The 17,527-nt window shown below is 72.2% G+C and carries 16 protein-coding genes; 10 read left to right on the forward strand and 6 right to left on the reverse strand.

All coding sequences use genetic code 11. The features are described from left to right. The first annotated feature begins 36 nt into the window (after positions 1–36). The 6 genes from BM028_RS00120 to BM028_RS00145 all read left to right on the forward strand — a co-directional run bounded on the left by BM028_RS00120 (position 37) and on the right by BM028_RS00145 (position 7,456). A complete protein-coding gene (locus tag BM028_RS00120) occupies positions 37–1,320 on the forward strand; it encodes an extracellular solute-binding protein (protein WP_071295471.1) in 1,284 nt (427 codons plus the stop codon). Between the two features lie 77 nt (positions 1,321–1,397). Then, a complete protein-coding gene (locus BM028_RS00125; protein ID WP_217647206.1) occupies positions 1,398–2,372 on the forward strand; it encodes a carbohydrate ABC transporter permease in 975 nt (324 codons plus the stop codon). Then, positions 2,369–3,289 (forward strand): carbohydrate ABC transporter permease, encoded by a 921-nt coding sequence (locus BM028_RS00130; protein WP_254789336.1) that lies wholly within the window; start codon positions 2,369–2,371, stop codon positions 3,287–3,289. The genes BM028_RS00125 and BM028_RS00130 overlap by 4 nt, the downstream gene beginning before the upstream one ends. Next, the gene (locus tag BM028_RS00135) at positions 3,289–4,980 is read left to right on the forward strand and encodes a hypothetical protein (RefSeq protein WP_092383846.1); all 1,692 of its coding nucleotides are present in this window, start codon (positions 3,289–3,291) and stop codon (positions 4,978–4,980) included. The genes BM028_RS00130 and BM028_RS00135 overlap by 1 nt, the downstream gene beginning before the upstream one ends. Next, complete coding sequence (locus BM028_RS00140; RefSeq protein WP_092383848.1) at positions 4,977–6,974, forward strand: DUF6807 family protein; 1,998 nt, start codon at positions 4,977–4,979, stop codon at positions 6,972–6,974. Before BM028_RS00135 ends, BM028_RS00140 begins: the two co-directional genes overlap by 4 nt. Next, on the forward strand, positions 6,971–7,456 hold the full coding sequence (locus tag BM028_RS00145) for a tetratricopeptide repeat protein (RefSeq protein ID WP_092383850.1): 486 nt from the start codon (positions 6,971–6,973) through the stop codon (positions 7,454–7,456). Before BM028_RS00140 ends, BM028_RS00145 begins: the two co-directional genes overlap by 4 nt. Before the next feature lie 13 nt (positions 7,457–7,469). Here BM028_RS00145 and BM028_RS00150 read toward each other — a convergent pair whose 3' ends face one another. Together BM028_RS00150 and BM028_RS00155 are read right to left on the reverse strand one after the other, a co-directional pair. Next, a complete protein-coding gene (locus BM028_RS00150; protein WP_092383852.1) occupies positions 7,470–8,858 on the reverse strand; it encodes a serine/threonine-protein kinase in 1,389 nt (462 codons plus the stop codon). Between the two features lie 76 nt (positions 8,859–8,934). Beyond that, the gene (locus BM028_RS00155) at positions 8,935–10,815 is read right to left on the reverse strand and encodes a family 43 glycosylhydrolase (protein WP_092383854.1); all 1,881 of its coding nucleotides are present in this window, start codon (positions 10,813–10,815) and stop codon (positions 8,935–8,937) included. 89 nt (positions 10,816–10,904) lie between these two features. Here BM028_RS00155 and BM028_RS00160 point away from each other — a divergent pair, with 89 nt between their 5' ends. Further along, positions 10,905–11,507 carry a dihydrofolate reductase family protein gene (locus tag BM028_RS00160; protein ID WP_092383856.1) on the forward strand — a complete coding sequence of 201 codons (603 nt, stop codon included), beginning with the start codon at positions 10,905–10,907 and terminating at the stop codon, positions 11,505–11,507. On the opposite strand, the gene BM028_RS00165 is transcribed toward BM028_RS00160, so the two are convergent. The 3 genes from BM028_RS00165 to BM028_RS00175 all read right to left on the reverse strand — a co-directional run bounded on the left by BM028_RS00165 (position 11,508) and on the right by BM028_RS00175 (position 13,820). After that, positions 11,508–11,990 (reverse strand): hypothetical protein, encoded by a 483-nt coding sequence (locus BM028_RS00165; protein WP_092383858.1) that lies wholly within the window; start codon positions 11,988–11,990, stop codon positions 11,508–11,510. A gap of 70 nt (positions 11,991–12,060) precedes the next feature. Continuing rightward, positions 12,061–12,906, reverse strand: coding sequence for an ABC transporter permease (locus BM028_RS00170; protein ID WP_092383860.1), 846 nt, complete (start codon positions 12,904–12,906; stop codon positions 12,061–12,063). Further along, positions 12,903–13,820: an ABC transporter ATP-binding protein gene (locus BM028_RS00175; protein WP_071303698.1), complete on the reverse strand. Its 918-nt coding sequence runs from the start codon at positions 13,818–13,820 to the stop codon at positions 12,903–12,905. Before BM028_RS00175 ends, BM028_RS00170 begins: the two co-directional genes overlap by 4 nt. Before the next feature lie 156 nt (positions 13,821–13,976). On the opposite strand from BM028_RS00175, the gene BM028_RS00180 reads away from it, so the two are divergent. Both BM028_RS00180 and arr read left to right on the forward strand, forming a co-directional pair. Beyond that, the gene (locus BM028_RS00180) at positions 13,977–14,525 is read left to right on the forward strand and encodes a putative immunity protein (RefSeq protein WP_092383862.1); all 549 of its coding nucleotides are present in this window, start codon (positions 13,977–13,979) and stop codon (positions 14,523–14,525) included. After that, positions 14,522–14,932 carry an NAD(+)--rifampin ADP-ribosyltransferase gene (gene arr, locus BM028_RS00185; protein ID WP_092383864.1) on the forward strand — a complete coding sequence of 137 codons (411 nt, stop codon included), beginning with the start codon at positions 14,522–14,524 and terminating at the stop codon, positions 14,930–14,932. Before BM028_RS00180 ends, arr begins: the two co-directional genes overlap by 4 nt. A gap of 120 nt (positions 14,933–15,052) precedes the next feature. Here the strand turns inward: arr and BM028_RS00190 are convergent, their stop codons facing one another. Next, positions 15,053–15,877, reverse strand: a complete 825-nt coding sequence (locus BM028_RS00190) for a helix-turn-helix domain-containing protein (protein WP_092383866.1) — start codon at positions 15,875–15,877, stop codon at positions 15,053–15,055. A 144-nt stretch (positions 15,878–16,021) separates the two neighbouring features. Here BM028_RS00190 and melA point away from each other — a divergent pair, with 144 nt between their 5' ends. Continuing rightward, positions 16,022–17,446, forward strand: coding sequence for an alpha-galactosidase (melA, locus tag BM028_RS00195; RefSeq protein WP_092383868.1), 1,425 nt, complete (start codon positions 16,022–16,024; stop codon positions 17,444–17,446). The last annotated feature ends 81 nt before the right edge of the window (positions 17,447–17,527 follow it).

The following is a 17,527-nucleotide window of genomic DNA, read 5'->3' on the forward strand; positions in this document are numbered from 1 at the left end:
GGCAGACGCCAGTGGTCCCGAACGAAAGCAGTGACGATGAAGTCATCCAAGAAGATGCTCGCGCTCGCCGGCGGCATCGCCGCACTGGCGCTCCTGAGCGGCTGCGCCTCCGGCAGCGGTTCCGGCGACGGCGGCAAGGTCGACCAGCTGACCTTCTGGCTCTCCACGTCGACGGCGCAGGAGAAGGGCTACCAGGACCTCGCGACCGACTACGAGAAGAAGACCGGCGTCACGGTCAAGATCGTGAACCTGCCGTACGACGGGCTGCAGACGAAGCTCCGCGAGTCGGCGCAGGCGAACTCGCTGCCCGACGTCGTGCGAGCCGCGGGCATCGACCCGATCTGGACCGGCAAGACCGTCGACCTGGCCTCGATCGTGGACGACGACGCGAACAAGATCGACAAGGACATCATCGCGAAGGACGACGACGGCAAGGTCACCTCGATCCCGTCCGACGTCACCGCGGCGGGCCTGTTCGTGAACAAGTCGCTGTTCGACAAGGCCGGCATCGCCTACCCGACGGACCCCGCGAAGGCCTGGACCTGGGACGAGTTCCTGCAGGCCGCCGACCAGGTGAAGGCGAAGACCGGCGCGAAGTACGACCTGGTGTTCGACTCCTCGCCGTCCCGCCTGCGCGCCTACATGTTCACCAAGGGCACCGACTTCATGCAGCAGGAGAAGGACGGCTCCTTCCCGACCGACTCGAAGACCGTCTCGGCGCTGCAGGACTTCGCCGACATGAACGACGACTCCACGATGCCGAAGTCGGTGTGGACGAGCGGGCAGGACCCGAACGCCCTGTTCAAGAGCGGCCAGGTCGTCGCCTACTTCTCGGGCGTCTGGCAGTCGTCGGACTTCGCGTCGAACATCACCGACTTCGACTGGGCCAGCGCCGCGACCCCGGCCGACCCGACGCACGCCACCGAGATCAACTACGGCGGCAACATCGTCGGCTTCGAGAACTCGGACGCCCGCGGGACCGCGGCGAAGAAGTTCATCGACTACATGTACGAGCCGACGAACTACGCCAAGCTCGTGACGACGAACGGCTTCCTGCCGGTGGAGTCCGGGCTGGACATCAGCTACCCGTTCGAGTCGCAGGCCGCCAAGGACTCCTTCGCGCTCTACCAGAAGGAGATCGACGCGGCGGACCCGATCTCGAGCTCCTACGCCAAGGAGAGCGCGAAGTGGGCGGTCGAGGGCAAGGAACTCGGCACCGACCCCACCACCGCCGAGGTCGGCAAGCTCATCAACGGGCAGCAGTCGGCCAAGAAGACCCTCGAGACGATCACGAAGTACTACGAAGAGCACGTCGGATGACGGATCGGGGTCGGGTGCACGCACCCGACCCCGGCGTCTTTCCCCCAGCAACACCGCGACGAACGAAGAGGATCATCGTGAGCATCCCCACCGCAGCCGGCGACGTGCAGACCGCCGTGCCCACCCCGGTGCCGCCCCGCCGGCCCGGAGCCGCGAAGACGACGAAGCGCCGCCGCTCCGGCGTCAGCAAGCCCGTCCTCGCCCCGATCCTCTTCGTCAGCGTCAACGCGGTGCTGTTCGTCGTGTTCTTCGTGTGGCCCGCGGTCATCGGCCTCGGCTACTCGTTCACCGACTACAACGGTGTCGTCGCCCCGAAGTTCATCGGGCTCGAGAACTACTTCGAGCTGTTCGCCGACGACACCTTCTACGCGGCACTCCTCCGGACGTTCCTCTACGCGATCGTGGCGGTGCCGCTCGGCTTCGTGCTCTCCCTGTCGATGGCGCTCATGCTCACGAGCCCTGCGGCGAAGGGCCGGAGCGTCGCCCGCATCGTCTTCTTCGTGCCGTGGCTCATCTCGCCGATCGTCACCGGCGTCATCTGGCGGTGGATGTTCGGCGAGAACTTCGGGCTCGCGAACTTCGTCATCGAGTCCTTCGGCGGCAAGGCCGTCCCGTGGCAGTCGAACGCGGACCTGTCGCTACTCGTCGTGGTGTTCGCCACCGCGTGGGCCGGAGCCGCCTTCAACATGCTGCTGTTCGTGGCCGCGATCCGGAACGTGCCGCAGTCCTACTACGAGGCGGCGTCCCTCGACGGCGCCGGCGCCTGGCACCAGTTCCGCTACATCACGCTGCCGAGCATCGCACCGACGTCGTTCATCGTGGTCCTGCTGTCGTCGCTCGGCGCCTTCAAGGAGTTCGCGACGATCCAGGCACTCAACGGCGGCGGTCCCGGCACCGACAACAACCTGCTCGTGCAGTACATCTACACGAACGGGTTCCAGAACGCCCACATCGGCTACGCGAGCGCGGCGTCGATGGTCCTCATGCTCATCCTCATGGCCATCGCGCTCATCCAGCTGGCCGTGAACCGTCGGACGGAGGCCCGCCGATGACCGCCACCCTGCCCAGCGCCTCCGGCGCACCCGCGACCGACGTCACGTCGGGGACCACCAGGAACAAGAACACGACCAGGACCAAGCGCCTCGACGGCCCGCCCCGCCCCAGGGCCATCGCCGCCACCGCCCTGCTCTGGGTCTTCATCATCGCGTTCGGCTTCCCCGTGCTCTGGTTCGTCCTCAGCGCGTTCAAGCCCGGCGGCGAGCTGTTCTCCTACCCGCTCACCCTGTTCCCGAAGACGTGGTCGATCAGCGGCTTCACGGAGGCCTGGGCGAGCTACGACTTCGCCCGCTACTTCGGCAACACCGTCATCGTCGCACTGGTCACCACCGTCCTCACCGTGCTGGCGAGCGCGGCGACGGGGTACGCGCTGGCGAAGTACGACAACAGGTGGCTCAAGGTCTTCTTCGTCTGCATCCTCGCGACGACGATGCTCCCGACCGAGGTCATCCTCGCGCCGACGTTCATCGTGATCCGCGACCTCGGCATGTACGACTCACTCGCCGGCATCATCGTGCCGTCGGTCATCACCGCGACCGGCATCTTCATGTTCCGGCAGTTCTTCCTCACCGTGCCGGACGACCTCGTCGAGGCCGCCCGCATCGACGGCGCGAGCGAGTTCGGCATCTTCTGGCGGATCATGCTGCCGATCTCCCGCCCGATCATGCTGACGCTCGCGATCTTCTCGTTCCAGTGGCGGTGGAACGACTACATCTGGCCGCTGCTCGTCCTCAACGACCCGCACCAGTTCACGATCCAGATCGCGCTGCAGAGCATCGTCGGCGCGGAGAACGTCAACTGGACGGTCCTGCTCGGCGCGTCGGTGATCTCGATCATCCCGCTCGTCCTCATCTACCTGGTCTTCCAGAAGTACGTGAACGGCGCGGACCTCAACGCGGGCCTCAAGGACTGATGGGCTTCCTCGACCTCGCCGGCACCGCGGCCGACGCCGACGCGGCCCGGCTCCGGCAGGCCACCGACGCCCCGGAGACGCTGCAGCACCGCGAACTCATGGCGCGCGCCCTCACCCTGGTCGGGGCGTGGGTCCGGAACGAGCGGACGGGAGGCGCGGCTCGCCCCACCGACGACGACCTCGCCACCGCGCACGGCTGGGTCCGGCACCTCGCCACCAGGCAGTCCCACGGCGGCACGTTCGTCGGCGGCGACAACGTGCTCTCCCCACCCGACTCCGCGTTCACGGTGAACGACGTGTGCGACGCCCTCGAGCTCCTCGCGCCGTACCGTGCGACCGTGCCGGCGGCCGCGGCGCTGGCCGACGACCTCGACGAGATCGTGCACCGCGCGACCCCGGCCTTGCTGACGGGTGGCGTGCACACCCCGAACCACCGGTGGGAGATCGCGGCCGCACTCGCCCGCGTCCACCGGCTCCACCCGGACCCGGCCCTCGTCGAGCGGATCGACGAGTGGCTCGCCGAGGGTCCGGACATCGACGCCGACGGCCTGTGGTCCGAGCGCAGCCCGAACTACGCCGCGGCGGTCTCGTGCCCGTCCTTCCTCGTGCTGGCGTCGGTGCTGGGGCGGCCCGAGCTGCTCGACCCGGTGCGCCGCTCGCTCGACGCGACGCTCGCGCTGCTCCTGCCCGACGACACCGTCGAGACCGTGCAGTCCCGACGGCAGGACCAGTCGCAGCCGTTCGGGATCGGACCGTTCGCGCCCCTGCTCTGGCACGTCGCGGTGCTCGACGGCCGAGCCGACCTCGCCGCCGTCGCCGCCCGGGCAGCGGTCGCCGACACCTGGCAGCCCGGCGCGGTGGCCGCACGGGCGATGACCGACCCGGTGCTCGAGCGGCCGCTGCCGGCGGGCGCACCGCTCCCCCGGGGCACCTCGACGTTCCGGGCGGCACGGCTCGTCCACGTCCGCGAGACCGACCGCGACGTCGTGCTCTTCGCCGGCTCGGACGTCCCGGCGGCAGGACACGTCCGCTCCGGGCTCGCGAACAGCCCGACGTTCCTGCGGGTCGTCGCCGGCGCCGTCGTCCTCACCGACGTCCGGCTCTCGCGGGAGTTCTTCGGCCTCGGCCCGTTCCGCCCGACGAGGCTCGAGGACCTCGGCGCCGGCCGGTTCCGGCTGACCGAACGCGTGTCGGCCGGCTACCACCAGCCGCTCGCACCCGAGTACCGGCTGGCCGACGGTGACTACGCACTCGCCGACGAGGGGCGGTTCTCGGCGTCGATGGCGTTCGGCAGCCGGACCGCCGACGAGGTGGCGCTCACGACGACGGTCGACGTCGCACTGACGGCCGACGCGGTCACGCTCGACATCGAGACCGCCGGGGCCGACGTCCCGTGGTCGCTCCAGCTGACGTTCCGCGACGGGGGTACGTTCTCCGGTGTGAGCACCGATGCCGCCACCGCCGAACGCGTCCTCGTCACCGGGACCGCTTCGTACCGCGTCGGCACCGACACCGTGACGTTCGGGCCGGGCAACGGCTCCGGCCCCGGGCAACCCGCGTTCTACGCGCCCGGCCAGGACTACGCGTTCCTCGGCGGGACGGACCGGCCGACGGGCTCGCACGTCCACGTCACCGGACGCGCGCCGGGCCGGACCCGTGTCGTGATCGGGACCCCGTCGGTGGGGTCGTGACCACGGAGCGACCGGCGGCCGGAGACCCGAGCCGCACCGCGCCTCCCGGCATCGTCCTCGTCGGCGCGCGCGGCTACGGCCTGCACCACCGGGCGACCATCGACCGGCTCGTCGGCCTCGGGGCCTGCACGCTGACGGCCGTGGTCGACCCGACCCTCGACGCCGACGAGGACGGCGGGGTGCCCGTCGTCCTCGACGTCGCCGCAGCCCGCGCGACCGGCCCGGTCGACGTCGTCGTGGTCGCGGCCCCGATCGCCGCGCACCTCCCCCTCGCCCTGGCCGCCCTCGAGAGCGGCGCCGACGTCCTCCTCGAGAAGCCCCCGGTCACGACCCGCGCGGACCTGGCGAGCCTGCTCGACGCCGAACGACGCAGCGGGCGCGTGGTCCAGGTGGGGTTCCAGAGCCTCGGGTCGCACGCGCTGCCCGCACTCCGTGACGGGTCGCTCGTCGGGACCGTCCGGTCCGCCGCGGCCGTCGGCACCTGGACGCGCGACCAGGCGTACTGGGACCGCTCCGCCTGGGCCGGCCGCCGCCGGGTGGACGGGGTCGACGTCCTCGACGGGGTCATCACGAACCCGCTCGCCCACGCCGTGGCGACCGCCCTCGCGCTCGTCGGCTGCCGTCGAGCCGACGAGGTGGCGCGCGTCGAGGTCGAGCTGTACCGGGCGAACGCGATCGAGGGCGACGACACCTCGGCCGTCCGGGTCACGACGACCGCCGGACGCGAGGCGACCGCGGCGCTCACCCTGTGCGGGCCGACCGAGGTCCTCCCGAGCGTGCGGGTCCGCGGCACGACCGGGAGCGCGGTCCTCGGGTACACGACCGACGAGGTCACGATCGACGGGGTGACCCACGGCCTCGGGCGCACCGACCTGCTCGAGAACCTGCTCGCCCACCGGTCCCGCGGCGACGCGCTGCTCGTGCCGCTCGTGTCGACCGGCGCGTTCGTCGAGGTGCTCGAAGCCGTGCGGGCGACCGAACCGGTGCAGATCGACCACCCGTGGGTGACGTGGGACGGCGAGGGGCCCGCGCGTCGGCCGCTCGTCACGGACGTCGAGGCGGTCGTCGACCGCGCGGCGGACCAGGGCGCACTGTTCTCCGAGGTCGGCGCACCCTGGGCGCACGCGGACCGCGACGAGGTGCTCGACGAGCTCGTCGTCGACGGCGTCGCGGTCGCATCGGTCCTCGACGGCGCGGGGACGATCCCGACGTCGTCGCCCCGCCCGTACCTGCACCCGGTGCGGACCCTCGGCGGCACGGTCGTGAGCGCCCACCACCCGCCGGACCACGACTGGCACTGCGGCGTCGGGTTCGCGATCCCCGACCTCGACGGCGTGAACTGCTGGGGCGGACGGACGTACGTCCACGGCGAGGGCTACGTCTGGCGCGACGACCACGGGAGCGCAACGGTCGTGCACGCCGAGCACCACGGCCCCTCCCTGCGGCAGGAGGTCGTCTGGCGCGGTCCCGACGGCCACGTCACCCTGCACGAGGACCGGGCCCTCGCCTGGCGGGCGGTCGACACCGGGTGGGAGCTCACGTGGTCGTCGTCGTTCCGCGTGCCAGGGGACGCGGTCGTCCGGCTCGGCGGCCCGGGCAGCAACGGTCGGGTCGGGGCCGGGTACGGCGGCTTCACCTGGCGCTTCCCGCCGTGCGCCGACATCGCGGTCCGGACGGCGACGGCCAGCGGCGAGGACGCGGTGCACGGGTCGGTCGCGCCGTGGGTCGAGTGGTCGGCCGTGTTCGAGGGCGTCGGCGCCACGATCCGGTTCGAGGCCCTCGACCACGACGACCCGTGGTTCGTCCGTGCCGCCGAGTACCCCGCGGTCGGCTCGGCGCTCGCCTGGCGCACCCCGACGCTCGTGCACCCGGGGGTGCCCCTCGTCCGGTCGTTCCGGGCGACGGTCTCGGACGGCCCGGTCGAGCACGGCGCGATCCGGCACGGCCCGGGCGAGCACGGCCTGGACCGGTCCGCCAATACGCTGGTGGGATGAGCACCGAGGACTGGGAAGCCCGCGTCGCCGAACTCTGGGCCGACGACACCATCGACGACCAGGAGCGCATCAACCGCATGCGGGTCCTCGCCGACGCCGCACCCCACCCGGCGCTGGGCGCGTTCGAGCTCGGCGGGGCGAACGACTCCGGCGGCCACGAAGCCGAGGCCGACGTCCACTACACGGCCGCGACGGCAGCCGGGCTCGACACCGTGGACCCGACGAGGGCGGCGCGGATGGTCGTCCAGCACGCCTCGACGCTCCGCAACCTCGGCCGGGTCGACGAGGCGATCACGATGCTCCGCGACGCCCCCGAGCACCCGGCGACCGGCGCAGCGCCGAAGGTGTTCCTCGCACTCGCGCTGCACAGTGCCGGTCGCCACGACGAGGCGCTCCGGGTCGCGATCGAGGCGGTGGAGCCGACGCTCCCCCGGTACCACCGGTCGGTCCGGGCCTACGCGGCAGCCCTCACCGACGCCTGACCGCGACCACCCGTCAGGGTGCCAGCGGCAGCGCGTCGCTCGTCGTGCGGAGCGACTCCTGACGGATCTCGAGCTGCGTGACGGCGAGCGCGGCGAGGTCGTGCAGGTTCGCGAGGTCCGCCCCGGTCGTCTGGCGCGGCTTCGTGTCGAGCACCGCGAGCGTGCCGATCGGGGTGCCGTCGTGCTTCACCAGCGGGACGCTGACGTAGAACCGGATGCCGAGCGGGCCGGTGACGAGCGGGCTGTGCTGCATCTCGGGGTGCGTCTGGCCGTCCGGGATCACGACGGGCACCGGCACCGGGGCGAACCCGTTGCGGAAGTTGATGTGGCGCGCCGCGTCGTCGACACCGGGAGCGATGTACGACTGCGACCAGGCACGGTCCTCGTCGAGGACCTCGACCAGCGCGATCGGGGCGTCGAACAGTCTCGCGGCCATCGCCGTCGTGCGCTGCAGCGCCTGTTCGGGCAGGCTGTCGAGCGTCGCCGGGCGGGCACGGTCGGCGTCGCCTGCCGGCTGGGCCGCGGACGTCGTCTCGACGACGTGGTCGGCGGCGGTGGTCTCCGCGATGACGACGTCGCGGAGCATGGTCACGAGATCGGCACCGGCCGGGCGCGCTGCCGGGTCCTGCGCGGTCATCGCCCGGAGCAGGACCTTCCAGTGCTCAGGCAGCGGCTCGGGCAGCACCGGGTCGCGGGACAACCGCGCGACGGCGGACTCGACGAGCGACCCCGGGAACTCCCGACGGCGGGTGAAGCACTGCAGCAGCACGAGTCCGAGCGAGTAGACGTCGCTCGGCGGACCGACCTCGCCGCCCCGCGCCTGCTCGGGGCTGAGGTAGGCGGCGGTCCCGGTGGTCACGCCGTCGGCCGTCAGCCGCTCGACACCGGCGGCGAGCGCGATGCCGAAGTCGGTCAGCCGGGCGCGTGCACGGTCGGAGTCGTTGCCGTAGTCGACGAGCAGGATGTTCGACGGCTTGATGTCGCGGTGCACGACGCCGTGGCTGTGGATGTAGTGCAGCGCCTCGGCCATGTCGTAGCCGATCTCGGCGATGTGGCGGGAGGCGAGCGGGCCGACGGAGAGCCGGTCCTCGAGGTCCTGCCCGGCGACCAGCGCCATCACGAGGTACCGCTGGCGGGTGCCGTCGTGGCCGGTGACGACGCCGGTGTCGAGCAGGCTCACGAGGTTGTGGTGCTCGAGGGACGCCAGGACGCCGAGCTCGGCCTCCTGCCGCGCGACGTCGACGGTGCCGGCGTGGAACACCTTCACGGCGACGGGCCGGTGGAGGCTCTCGTCGACCCCGCGGTACACGACGGACATGCCGCCCTGGCCGATGGCGTGTTCGAGCCGGTACCGCCCGTCGAGCAGTGGGGCCGTGGACGCGGTGTCCTCGGTCGGACTCATCTGACCCTCGTTCTCGGTTCCGGCAGGCAACGATGCATCTTCGCATCCCGGCGGGGATCGTGTTCCGTCGACGCGCTCAGCGGCCCGTCGCCACCGTGCTCACCCGCAGGTCGTCGAAGGTGCTCGTGAAGCCCGCACCGCCGAGCGAGATCAGCCCGATCCGCGGCTCCGCCCCGAGGTCCGCCGTCCACGTCCCGCCCCGCACGAAGTGCCGTCCGTCGACACTGGTGTACGCGGTGTAGCGGTGCTCCCCGGCCACGAACCGGTGCACGATCCGCAGCGTGGTGGTGTCCCCGACCGGCCCGACGACCATGTTCCCGTAGGTCGGGGCACCGGCCGGTTGCCCGGAGACCTGCTTGCCGAACTCCGTCTGCCGGGTGTCGAAGATCGAGTTCGAGGTCAGGCGCACGGAGTCGCTGTCGCTCCCGTACACGATGAGCCCGCCCTGCACGTAGTTCACGCCGTCGCCGGTCGCCGGGGTGTCGACCGCGACGGTGGTCTCGGCCACCCAGTCGCCCCGGGGAGCCGGTTCGGACAGGACCGAGGCGAGCGGTGTCTGCGGCGGGTGGATGTCGGCGTCCTGCGTCCGCCACCGGAAGGCGCCCCCGGCGACCGTCCACGTGGATGCATCGGGCTCACGGGTCCAGCGGAGCGCCGGCGGCAGGGTCGTCCCGTCGAAGTCGGTGGACAGCGCACGGATCGTCCGACCGGGCACGTCGACCGGTGCGGCGGTGGCGCGGTACGTCGCCCGTTGACCGGGCTGCGCCACCGGCCCCGGTTGCACGCCGTCCGAGGGGCCGGCTCCGCCGCGGACCACGGGCCAGCCGTGCACCCAGTCGAGCGGGTCGATGAGCACGGGCCGCTTCGTGTAGGTGCCCTGGCCCGCGTAGTACGGGTCGTCCCGGTCGACGGCGTGGTAGACGATCCAGTCCTGCCCGGCGAGGTCGGTGACGACCGTGTTGTGCCCGGTGCCGACCCAGCGGTTGCCGTTCTGGGCGAGCAGGGGCGTGCCGCCCACCCGGGTGCTCGTGATCCGCACGCCGTCCTGGTCGGTGAACGGGCCGAGCGGGCTGCGCGACCGGGCGACGAACACGCCGTACCCGGTCAGGGCGCCGTTGCAGCAGTTCGTGGCGGACCCCATGAAGTACCACCAGCCGTCGTGCCGCATCAGGTAGGTGCCCTCGTAGCGGTTGTCGATCGCGATCTGCCGCTCGGTCGAGGGGATCGACCGCAGGCCGTCGGTGCTCAGCCGGCGGACGTTCACCCCGCCGAAGTAGCTGCCGAAGTACAGGTACGTGCTGCCGCGGTCGGTGATGACCTCGGGGTCGAACTCCCACCGCTGCCCGGCGCCGTTCGGTGCCGCCTGCGGTGCCACCACGGGTCCGCCGGAGTCCGTCCACGGTCCGGTCGGGCCCGGGCTCGTCGCGACGCCGACGGCCGATCCGCCGCCGGTCGGTGCCGTGCCGCTCGGGGTGTCGGACGCCGCGTAGTAGAGGTACCAGGTGCCCGGGCGCCCGTGCGTCCCGGCTCGGTACACGACGTCCGGCGCCCAGATGCCGTTCGCGTCGCCCACCCAGGCCGGCTTCGTGGGGAAGGCGTCGTCGACGTACGTCCAGTGCGTCAGGTCGGTGGACCGGTACGTCGGGACCCCGTGCTGCACGAGTGACCCGTCCGGGTTCTGTTCCGTCGCCGTGAGGGCGTCGGTCGTGCAGTAGAGGTACCAGTTCCGGTCGCGTCCCACCCCGCGCACGACGGTCGGGTCGGCGCAGCTCGCCGCGGTCTGGCCGTCCGGCAGGGCGAGCGTCATCGGGTTCTGGTGGGTCGGCGCGGCACCGCCCCGTGCGGACGTGGTCTCCGCGGCGACGGCGGGCGCACCGCTGGCACCGACCTGGAGGAACGTGGTCGCGAGTCCCGCGACCGTCGCGATCGCGAGGACTGCTCTGAGTGACCGGCGCACGGTGGACCTGCTCTCGTCGTCGAGGAGCGTGCGGACGAGCGTGAGCGTACGCTCACGCCCACCGGCCCGTCCGACGAAGGAGTCGCGAGATGCCCGCACGGTTCGTGTACTGGATCAACGCCTCGCTCGACGGCTTCGTCGAGACCGAGGCCGGTGAGCACAGCGGCGTCGAGGGACCGGAGTGGATCCGGATCGACGAGGCCGTGCACCGCGAGTTCAACCGCCGCGCCCGGGCGATGACGCTGTCCGTCGAGGGCCGCATCGTCCACGACATGATGGACCCGTTCTGGCCCGACGCCCGCACCGACGAGTCTCTGCCCGCGTACATGCGCGAGTACGGCGAGATCTGGACCGAGCAGCCGAAGGTCCTCGTCTCCCGGTCGCGGACGGCGGCGGACCACAACACGCGGATCATCGGCCGCGACGAGGACGCGATCGACGAGCTCGCCCGCATCCGCGCCGAGTCCGAGGGCGACGTCGGTGTCGGCGGTCCGAGCATCGCGACGCAGCTGCTCGACGCCGGGCTCCTCGACGAGCTGATGGTCTTCACGCACCCCGCCGTCCTCGGGCGTGGGCGTCCGCTGTTCGACCCGCCGCCGTCGGGTGCGCGACCGCCGTTGGTCCTCGACCTGCTCGAGCAGCAGCGGTGGGACAACGGGGTGACGCTGCACCGGTACGACCTCCGGCGCTGATCAGCCGGCGGACGGTGCCGTCCCGACGATGACCAGCCGCCACGCGCTCGACCGGTCGCTGTCGAAGCCGTTGAACGCGACGGAGTCGACGTCCGTGCTCGCGAGCCGCGTCAGGCGGATCGGGTTCGGGCTGTCCCGGCAGGCCACGGGGTCGACGGTGAAGTCGCCGGATCCGCCCCGGGACTCGATGCGGACGATCCCCCGCATGTGCCCGTTGCCGAAGCACGAGAACTCGAGGTGGTCGATCGCCTTCGCGGCCGGGAAGCGCAGCGTGACGCCGGTCCCGACCTCGGACGGGTCCTCGTCGCCGGGTTGGATGTCCGCGGTCAGCACGCCGAGGACGTCCGGGTCGGTCTCCGTCGCCGCCTCCTGTGCGCTCCGCCAGTCGGCGAGCGCCTCCTCGTCGACCGTCGGCGTCGCCGTGCAGCCGGCCAGCAGGAGCAGGACGGCGAGCGGCGGGACGAGGAGGTGGGGACAGTGCACGGTGCGAGCCTACGGAACTGAAGGCGCGGCGCCAGCTGGCACCGCGCCTCCCGTCCGGGGGATGGTGGCGTCAGACGTCGCGTCGGCGTGCGACCACGAGTGCGAGTGCGCCCACCACGGCCACCTCGGCCGCGAGCACGCCGAAGCCGCCCCAGCCGTTCAGGACGATGCCCTCCTGCGGCGCGGCGTCGCCGGCCGAGTAGGTGAACAGCTGCATCCCGGCCTGGTCGGGCAGGAACTTCGTGACGTCGAGGAGCCACTGCGCCTGCAGCACGCTCGCGATGAGCGACAGCACGATCGGGACGACGAGCAGGAGCCCGAGGGTGATCGCGATCCCGCCGGCGCTCGACCGGACGAGGAGTCCGATGCCGTACGCGAGCAGGGCGAGGAGCGTGACGTACACCGAGGCGCCGAGCAGCGGCATGAACACCGACGGATCGGCGAGGTCGGCGTGCACGCCCTTGCCCGCCTGCAGGGCTGCCGAGGCGAACACCCCGATCCAGATCGACACCGCGCTGACGACGAAGGTGGTGACCGCGAGGACCGAGGCCTTCGCGAGGATCACACCCGTCCGACGGGGGTCGGCGGCGAAGGTCGAGCGGACCTGGCCGGTGCCGTACTCCCCCGTGATGATGAGCACGCCGAGCACCGCGACGACGAGTGCCGTCAGGGAGACGCTCGCGGTGTTGATCGTGACGAGGGTGCCGTTCGCGGAGTCCTGGGCGACGGGCGTGCCGACGTCGAGGGCGTTGCCGATGAGGACCGCCATGGCGATCGTGACCACGACGAGGATCGCCAGGCACCAGATCGTGGAGCGGATGCTGCGGAACTTGATCCACTCGCTGCGGACGAGCCGGCCGAAGCCGAGCCCGATCGTGGGCGGCAGATTCGTGGGCGGCAGGGTCGTGGCGGTCATCGGGTGCCCTCCGATCGGTACTCGACGTCGTCGCGGGTGAGCGCCATGTAGGCCTCTTCCAGGCTGGCGCCCACGGGTGTGAGCTCGTGCAGCGGGACGCCGACCTGTGCGGCGATGTTCCCGACCGTGGTGGCGTCCGGGCCGACCACCATGAAGGTGCCGTCCTCGCGCGGGGTCACGGACGCGTTCGGGCCGATCGCCTGGAACAGCTGGTCGGGAGCCGGCGTCCGGACGACGACGCGGCTGCCGCCGGTTCCGCCGCCCGCGGCGACGAACTCCTGGATGGGGGCGTCGGCGAGGACCCGGCCGCGGCCGAGGACGACGACGCGGTCGGCCGTCTGCGCCATCTCGCTCATGAGGTGGCTGGACAGGAACACGGTGCGACCGTCGGCGGCCATGCGGCGGGCGAGCTGCCGCACCCAGAGCACGCCGTCCGGGTCGAGGCCGTTGACCGGCTCGTCGAGGATGAGGGTCTTCGGGTCGCCGAGCAGTGCCGCGGCGATGCCGAGTCGCTGCCCCATACCGAGCGAGAACCCGCCGACGCGCTTCTTCGCGACGGAGTCGAGGCCGGTCATGTCGATGACCTCGTGCACGCGGGACTTCGGGATCCCGTGGGTCGCCGCGAGCGAGAGGAGGTGGTTGTAGGCGCTGCGGCCCTGGTGGACGGCCTTGGCCTCGAGGAGCGCCCCGACCTGCCGGAGCGGGTCGCGGAAGGACGTGTACGGCTGCCCGTTCACGGTCGCCCGCCCGGCCGTGGGGCGGTCGAGCCCCATGATCATGCGCATCGTGGTGGACTTCCCGGCGCCGTTCGGCCCGAGGAAGCCGGTCACGCTGCCCGGCCGCACGACGAACGAGACGTCGTCGACGGCGGTCTTCGGACCGTACTGTTTGGTGAGGTGCTCGACTTCGATCACGGCGGCCACGCTACGGGGACCTGGGAGTCGGCCGCGTCCACCCTGAGGGGGAGATGGGGTGGACCGCTCGGGGGACCCCCGACGAGTGCGGAGCGTGCCGCGCGTCGAGGCAGCCGCCGCCGGACCGGATTCGGGCCGACGTGGCACCGTGGAGGCATGCCGTCGCCGCAGTCGCTGACCGAGGCCGACCGGCGCATCGTTGCCGGGTGGGCGGCCGACTGCCCCGAGCGCGTCCTCCCGCTGTTCGAGCGTGAAGCCCCGACCGACGGCCGTGCCCGCGACGCGATCGAGCGGGCGCGGGCGTTCTCCCGCGGGGAGCTCGACGCCGCCGGGCAGATCCGTCGGCGCTTCGAGGCGGGCCGGGCCGCGAACGCCGTGACCCCGGCAGCTGCCGTCGCGGCGGCGCGTGCCGCAGCACAGGCGTCCGGCGTGGCGCACATGGGGGCACACGCACTGGGCGCTGCCGCGTACGCGGCGCGGGCTGCGGGACTGGCCGAGCCGTGCCTCCAGGACGCCGCGGCCCGCGAACGGGACCGACAGCTCGCGCTCGCGGGCGACGAGGTGCGCGACGCCCTCCGCCGCTTGCCGGCAATCGGGACGGACACCTCGGGGCCGCTCGGTCCAGGACTCCTCGCGCGGGGCGACCTCGGCGAGCACGTGCGGGCGCTGCAGCAGGCGATCGCCGGGGCTACCCTGACGCCGTGAGCGACGCACTGGACGACGGGCCGTTCTTCCACGGGACCAAGGCGGACCTGCACGTCGGCGACCTGCTGACCGCCGGGTTCCGCTCGAACTACCGGCCCGAGGTCGTGATGAACCACGTGTACTTCACCGCGCTCCGTGACGGCGCCGGGCTCGCGGCCGAGCTCGCGGCGGGCGACGGGATCCCCCGCGTGTACGAGGTCGAGCCGACCGGCGTCTTCGAGGACGACCCGAACGTGACGGACAAGAAGTTCCCGGGCAACCCGACGCGCTCCTACCGCAGCACGGCGCCGCTCCGGATCACCGGCGAGGTGACGGGCTGGCCGCGGTTGACGCCGGAGGCACTCCAGGCGTGGCGCGATCGGCTGGCGGCGCTGCGCGCGGACGAGCGGGGCGAGATCATCAACTGACTGCCGCGCCCGGCCGGCCGGCGCCCCGGACGGGATTTCGCGCTGCGCGACAGTTCACGGGAGCGCGACCGCGTGAAGTGTCGGTCAGCGCGAAAACCCGCGCCCGCCCGGCGGAGGCCGTCAGCGCGACCGCGCCCGGTACTCCCCCGGCGGCCCGCCGCACGCCCGGGCGAAGTGCGCGTAGAAGCTCGACTGCGACCCGAACCCCGCCGCGTGCGCGATCTCCGACGTCGTCATCGAGGTCGTCGCGAGCAACCGCTGTGCCTCGGCCACCCGGCACCGGGTGAGGTACTCGAGGATGGTCGTCCCGACGTCCTGCCGGAACACCGACATCGCGTAGTGCGGGTGCAGGTGCGCCGCCGCGGCCACGTCGGCCACCTCGATCGGCTCACGGAACCGGTCGACCACGAACCGCACCATGTCGATCACCCGGTGCATGGCGTCCGCGGTGCCGTGACCGCCGCCCGGGCGGAGGTCGACGGCGTCCCGGTGGTGCCGCAGCAGCCGTCGGACGAGCGCCTGGGCCTCGAGGTTCGCGATGGTCTCGGCGCCCTCGTCCGCGAAGTCCCGCTGCCACGAGCCGAGCATCGACTCGACGTCACGACCGGCGGCCTCGGTCGGCACGACGACCGGCCGGTTGAGGAGCATCGCGCCGAGGTCGTGGTCGGGCAGCCCCCACGCGAGCACCTCGCCGAGCGGGATGTGCACCCACCGGAACTCCCCCGTCCCCGTCCCGTCGCCGACGAGCTGGTGCGGGGTCCAGCCCCAGAAGAGCGCGATCTCGCCGGCGTGCACGCTGACCGGGGCGCCGCCGAAGCGGTAGTCGAGGTGCCCGTCGAGCACGAGGTTGATCTCGAGGTCGTCGTGCCGGTGGGACGACGGCATGAGCGGCGCCGGGCCACGGTGGCTCCAGTACGCCGCTTCCATCGTCTCCACGTCGAGCACACCGCGAGCCTACGACAGCGACCCGCGGGCCCGACAGCGACCCCCGGGACCGACAGCGACCGGAGCGCGCCCATCCGAGGATCCTGGAACCCCGCCGTCCGAAGCCGGAGGCCCGCACCCGCCCCCGCTTCCTACCGTCGTGGCATGACCAAGATCACCATCATCGGCGCAGGCGGCTTCGTCTTCCCGTTCCGCCTCATCGGCGACCTCGTCTCCTTCCCCGCACTGCAGGGCGCGACGCTGCACCTCATGGACCTCGACGCGGGCAGGGTCGCCCGCACCGCGAGCGCTGCCCGCGAGCTCGTCGCCCACCACGGCCTCGGCACCGAGGTCCTCGAGACCACCGACCGCCGCGAGGCCCTCGCCGGCGCAGACGTCGTCATCATCACGTTCCAGGTCGGCGGCGTGGAGTCGTACAAGTGGGACGTGGAGATCCCCCGGAAGTACGGCATCGACCAGGCCGTCGGCGACACCGTGGGACCCGGCGGCGTGTTCCGCTTCCTGCGCTCCGTGCGCGCCTACGAGGACATCGCCCGCGACGCGCTCGAGCTCTGCCCGGACGCCCAGTTCATCAACTACGCGAACCCGATGGCGATGGCCACGGCGTTCCTCAACGCGAAGGGCCTGCGCACGGTCGGCCTCTGCCACAGCGTGCAGGGCACCACGCGCATGCTCGCCCGGACCCTCGACGTGCCGTACGACGAGGTCGAGTACGTCAGCGCCGGCATCAACCACCAAGCCTGGATCCTCGAGTTCAAGCGGCGGAACGGCGAGGACCTGTACCCGCGCCTCCGCGAGGTGATGACCGCGAGGCACCGGCGCGGCGTCGCGGCGGCCGACCTGCACGACGACGACGGCGACCACAGCGAGGCGGCTGCGGCGGCGAGCAACTACGAGGGCGGCAACGAGCAGGTCCGCACGCAGCTGATGCGGTCGTTCGGCTACTTCGAGACCGAGTCGAGCCACCACGCGAGCGAGTACGTGCCGTACTTCCGCAAGGACCCGGAGACGGTGCTCGAGTACATCCCGGAGCGCTGGGACTACTACGAGATCTGCCTCGCCCACGACGAGCAGGGCGACGTCGACCAGCAGCTCGAGAAGCTCAAGGCCGACCTGTCCCCGTCGGTCGAGTACGGCGCGAGCATCGTCAACGCGATCGTCACCGGCGTCCCCGCGGTGGTCTACGGCAACGTCCCGAACCGCACCGGCGTGATCGCCAACCTGCCGTCGGACGCCTGCGTCGAGGTCGCCTGCCTGGCCGACGGCAACGGGGTCACCCCGATCTCGTTCGGCGAACTCCCCCCGCAGCTCGCGGCGATCAACCGGACGAACACGAACGTGCAGACGCTGGCCGTCCGCGCGGCGCTGACCGGCAGCGTCGAGCACGTCCACCACGCGGTCGCGCTCGACCCCCTCACCGCGGCGCACCTCACGCTCGACCGGATCGCCGAGATGACCGACGAGCTGCTGCACGCGCACGCCGCGCTGCTCCCGGAGTCGCTGCGTCCGGCGACCGCGGCACCGGCCGAGCAGGGTGCCGTCCAGGAGGCGCGACCCGCCCTCGTCTGACCGCCCCGTCCGCCGACGGGGCCGGGTCCACCGCGCGACCCGGCCCCGTCACGGACGCACCCGGACCCCGGGACGTGCACC

Origin of the sequence: Curtobacterium sp. YR515 (genome assembly GCF_900113095.1) — a bacterium.
GTDB lineage: Bacteria > Actinomycetota > Actinomycetes > Actinomycetales > Microbacteriaceae > Curtobacterium.